Origin of the sequence: Amycolatopsis sp. NPDC006125 (assembly GCF_040614195.1) — a bacterium.
In the GTDB taxonomy this organism is placed as follows: Bacteria; Actinomycetota; Actinomycetes; order Mycobacteriales; family Pseudonocardiaceae; genus Amycolatopsis_E; species Amycolatopsis_E tucumanensis.
On the sequence record NZ_JBEXTZ010000200.1, the window covers coordinates 1 to 5,134 of the forward strand.

5 protein-coding genes and 1 pseudogene are annotated in these 5,134 nt (G+C 72.4%); 3 read left to right on the forward strand and 3 right to left on the reverse strand.

All coding sequences use genetic code 11. The annotated features are described in order from the left end of the window. Positions 1 to 89: 89 nt before the first annotated feature. Positions 90 to 410: a hypothetical protein gene (locus tag ABZ193_RS43145; RefSeq protein WP_354714611.1), complete on the reverse strand. Its 321-nt coding sequence runs from the start codon at positions 408 to 410 to the stop codon at positions 90 to 92. Positions 411 to 509: 99 nt separating this feature from the next. Then, positions 510 to 1,268 carry an SDR family oxidoreductase gene (locus tag ABZ193_RS43150; protein WP_354714613.1) on the reverse strand — a complete coding sequence of 253 codons (759 nt, stop codon included), beginning with the start codon at positions 1,266 to 1,268 and terminating at the stop codon, positions 510 to 512. 113 nt (positions 1,269 to 1,381) lie between these two features. On the opposite strand from ABZ193_RS43150, the gene ABZ193_RS43155 reads away from it, so the two are divergent. Next, positions 1,382 to 1,939: a TetR/AcrR family transcriptional regulator gene (locus ABZ193_RS43155; protein WP_237340200.1), complete on the forward strand. Its 558-nt coding sequence runs from the start codon at positions 1,382 to 1,384 to the stop codon at positions 1,937 to 1,939. A 348-nt stretch (positions 1,940 to 2,287) separates the two neighbouring features. On the opposite strand, the gene ABZ193_RS43160 is transcribed toward ABZ193_RS43155, so the two are convergent. After that, entirely contained in the window at positions 2,288 to 3,145 is an 858-nt protein-coding gene (locus tag ABZ193_RS43160; RefSeq protein WP_354714615.1) for a PD-(D/E)XK nuclease family protein, read from the reverse strand. Between the two features lie 99 nt (positions 3,146 to 3,244). On the opposite strand from ABZ193_RS43160, the gene ABZ193_RS43165 reads away from it, so the two are divergent. Together ABZ193_RS43165 and ABZ193_RS43170 are read left to right on the forward strand one after the other, a co-directional pair. Further along, a complete protein-coding gene (locus ABZ193_RS43165; RefSeq protein WP_020423518.1) occupies positions 3,245 to 3,976 on the forward strand; it encodes an ESX secretion-associated protein EspG in 732 nt (243 codons plus the stop codon). A 17-nt stretch (positions 3,977 to 3,993) separates the two neighbouring features. After that, positions 3,994 to 5,134 (forward strand): annotated as a pseudogene (locus ABZ193_RS43170) (hypothetical protein); the annotation flags it as partial.

Sequence of the window (5,134 nt, forward strand, 5' to 3'; positions counted from 1 at the left end):
CAACGCCCACTGCTCATCCGAGAGCATCTGAAACCGCGACACGACCAGCAGCATCCCAGCCACCAACCGCGATCATTGTCAGACACGCCCTAGGCCCACCAGAAGGTCCACAGCGCGGTCAGGGCCAGCGCGAGCACCACCACTCCGGCAACCGCCGCCACAACCCCCCGGCTGCGATCCGCGACGCGCTGCGCGAGGAGAGCCAGCACGGCGGCGATGGGGTGCCCGATCATCGGCGCCGCGCCCGGGCCGGGGACGTCGAGGAAGGCGCACAGCAGACCAGCGCCCAGGACGAGCACCGCCAGCGCGACGAGGCCGGCCGCGAGCGAGCCGGTGAAGCCGCGCCACCACCGCGCCACCCGGGTGCGACCACGCGCCGGGGCCAGCGGCAGCTCTTCGGTGTCCGTCATGTCCTCGCTCACCCTGTTCCACTCCTCGACCGGGAACTCCGAGGATTCCACCATGCCCGCGACGGGCAGAAGCGGGACCACCCGCACCGGGGATCCCGGTCAGAGGCGCGGTCCGAGGAACAGTCCGCCACTCGCGTCGATGACCTGACCGGTGATCCAGCGCGCGGCGTCGGAAGCGAGGAACGCGACCACGTCGGCGATGTCGCCCGGTTCGCCCAGGCGGTTCATCGCGGTGGAGGCGGCGATGAACTCGGCCAGGCCCGGGGCCGCGAACGCGGAGCCGTTGGTCGCCGTCCGCGTGGCGCCGGGAGCGACCGCGTTCACCGTGATTCCCCGGGCGCCGAGCTCGTTGGCCAAGGTCATGCTCATCGTTTCCACCGCCCCCTTCGTCATGGCGAACGAGGTTTGGTCCGGGTTGGCCATCCGGGTCACGACCGACGAGATCGTGATGATGCGACCACCGTCGCGGAGCAGCGGCAACGCGCGCTGGATGACGAAGTAGGGCGCGCGCACGTTCACGGCGAAGAGGTGGTCGAACTCGGCCCGCGTCGTGGCTCCGAGCGGTCCGGCCGGTGCGGCCGCGGCGTTGTTGACGAGGATGTCCAGCGGCCGCCCCGCCAGGGCCGACTCGACTCCCGTGAAGAGCGTTTCGACGTCGCCGTCCACGCCCAGCCGTGCCCCGACGGCGGACGCGCTCCCACCGTCGCGTTCGATCTCGGCGACCGTCGCCGCCGCGCCCTCCGCGTCCGTGCCGAAGTGCACGACCACCAGCACCCCCTGCGCCGCGAGGCGGGCCGCGATCGCCCGTCCGATGCCACGCGATGCTCCCGTCACCAAAGCCGTCCGCACACCGATCACCCCAGTTTGTTAGCTGCTACCAAAATGTTAGTGACTACCAATGCGGTACTGTCTACCACGTGGTTGAGCGGCAATCAACGTTGCGAGCGCGACGACGAGCCGAGACGCAGCGCATGATCCAGGCGCACGCGGTGCGGCTGTTCACCGAACGCGGCTACGACACGACGACGGTGAACGACGTGGCCGTGGCCGCGGGCGTCTCGGCCATGACCGTGTACCGGCACTTCCCCACGAAGGAAGACCTCGTGCTCGCCGACCAGCACGGCCGTCTCGTCGGCGAGCGGCTCGCCGCCACCTCACCGGCACAGCCGCTGGTACGTCGAATCTGCAGCGCGCTCGTCGACGCGACGGCGACGCTGACCGATGGCGACCCCGCGACGAGGCAGCACTTGCTCGCGCGGCTCCGGCTGATGATCTCGACACCTGCGCTGCGGGCCAGGCACCTGGACAACCACTACGCCCTGCAGGAGGCGATCGTGGACGCCCTCGGCGCGGCGGACCCCGAGGCCGCGTTCCGCGTCCGGGCGGCGGCCGGCGCCTGCTTGGCCGCGATGCACACGGCGCTGGTGCGGTGGGCCGAGGAGGACGGGAAGACCTCGCTGCCGGATCTCATCGCGCAGGCACAAGCCGCAGCCTTCGGCGACCACGCGGTGGAGGGTGGCGCGACTTGATTCGTGGCCGGGTGTTTGGGGCCTGCGGCCGCTTGCGTCCACAGCGCGTTGATAGTCAAGCCTCCACGACCAGCACAGCCAATGGCGGCAGCGCCTGCCAGAACCTCGCCACCAGGGTGGCTCAACCGCGCCAGCCCGCCCCTACGGCGCCAACAGCTCCCAGGACTTCGCCACCAGGGCGGCCCGACGCCGCCAGCCCCACGCACCCCACCCCTACGGCGCCAACAACTCCCACGACTTCGCCCCAGGGCGGCCCAACCCCGCCAGCCCCAAACACCCCACCCCTACCGCGCCAACAACTCCCAGAACTTCGCCACCAGGGCGGCCCAACCGCACCAGCCCCCACCCCTACGGCGCCAACAACTCCCACGACTTCGCCGCCGGGGCGGCCTGCTGCCCTGCCTCGCAGCTGGGCCGGAAGTCGCACCAGGCGCAGCGGCGGTCGGGGCGTGCGGGGAACACCGCGTCGGCGTCGGCGCCTGCGTCCAGGGTGTCCGTGGCCAGCCGGACGTCCTCGGCGGTCTCCTCGGCGCGGCGCAGGTGCCGCTGCAGGCTCTCCGGCGTGTGCGTCGCCTCCGCGACCGTGCCGCTGGGCAGGTGGTGCAGCTCGACCTTGCGGCACGGCCGCCGCAGGGTGCGCTCGGCCGCGACCGCGTACATCGCCAGCGCCTGGGAACTGCGGGCCTCGTACTCGTCCGGCGCGCGGCGGCCGGTCTTGTAGTCGACGATCACCAGCTCACCGCCGCGCTGGTCGATCCGGTCCGCGCGCCCCTCGATGATCATCGACGCGGGCTGCCCGGGCTCCGGGTTCACCGGCGCGGACACCCACCGCTCGATGCCGACCGGGTCGCTGGTCACGTCGTGGTGCTCGACGTACTCGGCGACCCACTCCTTGGCGCGGGCGCGGTACGTCGCGGCCTGGTCGGCGTCGGCGAACCCGCCGTCCTGCCAGTGCTCCGAAAGCAGCGCCGCGGCACGCTCCGGCGTGCGCCGCGCCGGCGGCACGTCGAACAACGCACGCAACGCGTTGTGCACGACCGCGCCGAGCGTGCTGTGCGCCCACGGGCCGGTGCGCTGCGGGGTCGGCCGGTCGAGGTAGGCCATCCGGTACCGGCGCGGGCAGTCCGCGAAGGTGGCCAGTCGCGCCGGACTCACCTTCGTCAACCGCCGCGGCTGGACCGCGAACTCGAACCCCAGTTGCTCCACGTCCACTACCGTACGCACCACCCCCGACACTTTCGGCTCCGCCCACGGCCCGCGGCGCATATGATCTGGGCGGTTGGCATTCGGAGCAGGGGGCAATGCGTGTTGACGTTCGAAACGGCGCCGGCCGAACTGGACATCCTCGACGAGGAGCTGGGCCTCGGGAGGTTCGTCTACCCGCACCGGATCCCGTTCGTCAGCGGGACCCGGTCCGAGCGCGCCGAGCAGCGGCAGCGCGTGTTCGACCACTGGCACCGCCTCGGGCGCATGTCGCGTGACCGGCTGCGCGGCGAGTTCGAGGACCTGCTGCGACTGTGGGCGCGGCCGGACGTCCTCGTCACCCAGGTCGTGGCCGAGCTGACGCGCGACGAGAAGGTCCTGTCGCGCGGCGGCTGGAGCGGCGAGCGCGGTGTGCTGAGCCGGCAGAGCGGCGACAACGTCAGGTTCGCCGAGCTGCGCGCGGGCCAGGTGCTTCCGCAACTGCTCGAACCGCTGCCGGAGGTGCCGCCGGTGCGCATCGCGCCGGTGACCTACGTGTCGCAGGCGCGCGGCGGGGGCGAGCTGTTCGGCGGCGAGCCGCCGCGGGAGAAGCGCGTGGCGGACCGGTACTTCGCGGCGCCCCCGCTGCGCGCCGGGGTGGTTTCGTGCTCGGTCCGCGGGGTGGACGCGGGCCGCCTGACCTGGTTCGACACCCCGGACGGCCGGTTCTTCACCACGGTGGAGCAACTGCCCGACGGCGCGCAGCGGCACACCTTCACGCCCGCCGACCGGGCCCGCATCGGCCAGTGGGTGCGCGACCACGTCAACCAGCACCTGACCGCGGCGAATCGTTGACACCAGGGGAGGAAGTCATGACGCAGCCCGACAACGGGTACTCGCGGCGCCGGTACGAGTCGGAGGTCTACGCCGAAACCGCGGGCAAGTCCGCGGGCAAGTTCTTCGGGCCGGACGCCGAGCAGGTCGCGGGCGACTACTCGGTCAAGTCCGGCCAGGTCTACACGCGGAAGCTGCAGGCCGAGGGCGGCGGGTACCGCGACGGGCTGCCCGCATCGGAAGAGGATTACCGCAGCCGATCGCACGAAGAGCTGAAGACCATGGTCACCGAGGGCGCTTCCCCCGAGGAGGTCGACGAGCAGGGCATCATCGTCAACGACCTCGGCAACGCGTTCGGCGAGATGGCCTCCGCGCTCCGGCAGGGGGTCGCCAAGGAGCAGGCCGGCTGGCAGGGCGACGGCGCGAACACCGCGTTCGGCTACTTCAACACCCTTGCGACCTGGGCGGACACCTCGAAGGACGCGGCGTTCCTGTCGGCGAACCGGTATTCGCAGACGTCCGCGGCGCTGTCCCAGGCCCGCAACAGCATGCCGGAGCCCGCGGGCAAGTCGGTCGACGAGTCGATCGCCGCCGCCCGGCAGCAGCTCGCGAGCGGTGACTGGGAGGGCGCCAGCGCCACCATGAACGACATGCAGAACCAGGCCGCGCTGCAGCACCAGGCCCAGCTGGAGGCCGCGGCAGTGGTGGCGCAGCGGGACGTGATGCTGCATGCCGGCGGTTCGACCCAGCCTGTGTACGCCACGCCGACCACGCAGCCCGACACCGGCGCCGCCACCAGCCCGACGTTCGCCGCCAACGACAACACGACGGCGTCCAGCTCGGGCGGCGTCGGCCCGATGGGCGGCGCGCCGGGCGGGGTGCGGACCACCGGGAGCATCGCGCCGCCGACGACGCCGCTGCCCGGGATCGGCACGGCCACGGGCGCGTCGCCGACCCCCGGGTTCAGCGACCACGCCGGTGGCTGGGGCCGCTCCCCTGCCGCGACGGTGCCCGGCAGCTCGGGGCTGTCGGGCGGTGCGGGCATGATGCCGGTCGCGCCGGGCCAGGGCGACCAGACGCGCACGTCACCGCGCCCCGGTTGGCCCGCTCACGCTGATCGCTGCCGGCAGGTGTGTCGCGAGAAGCGGTACCGCGACACAGCGACCGTCCTCCTCGTTC

What these genes read in the sequence shown, in the direction of transcription:
- ABZ193_RS43145 (WP_354714611.1), bottom strand. Translation starts at nt 410, where the DNA reads ATGACGGACACCGAAGAGCTGCCGCTGGCCCCGGCGCGTGGTCGCACC.
- ABZ193_RS43155 (WP_237340200.1), top strand. Translation starts at nt 1,382, where the DNA reads ATGATCCAGGCGCACGCGGTGCGGCTGTTCACCGAACGCGGCTACGAC.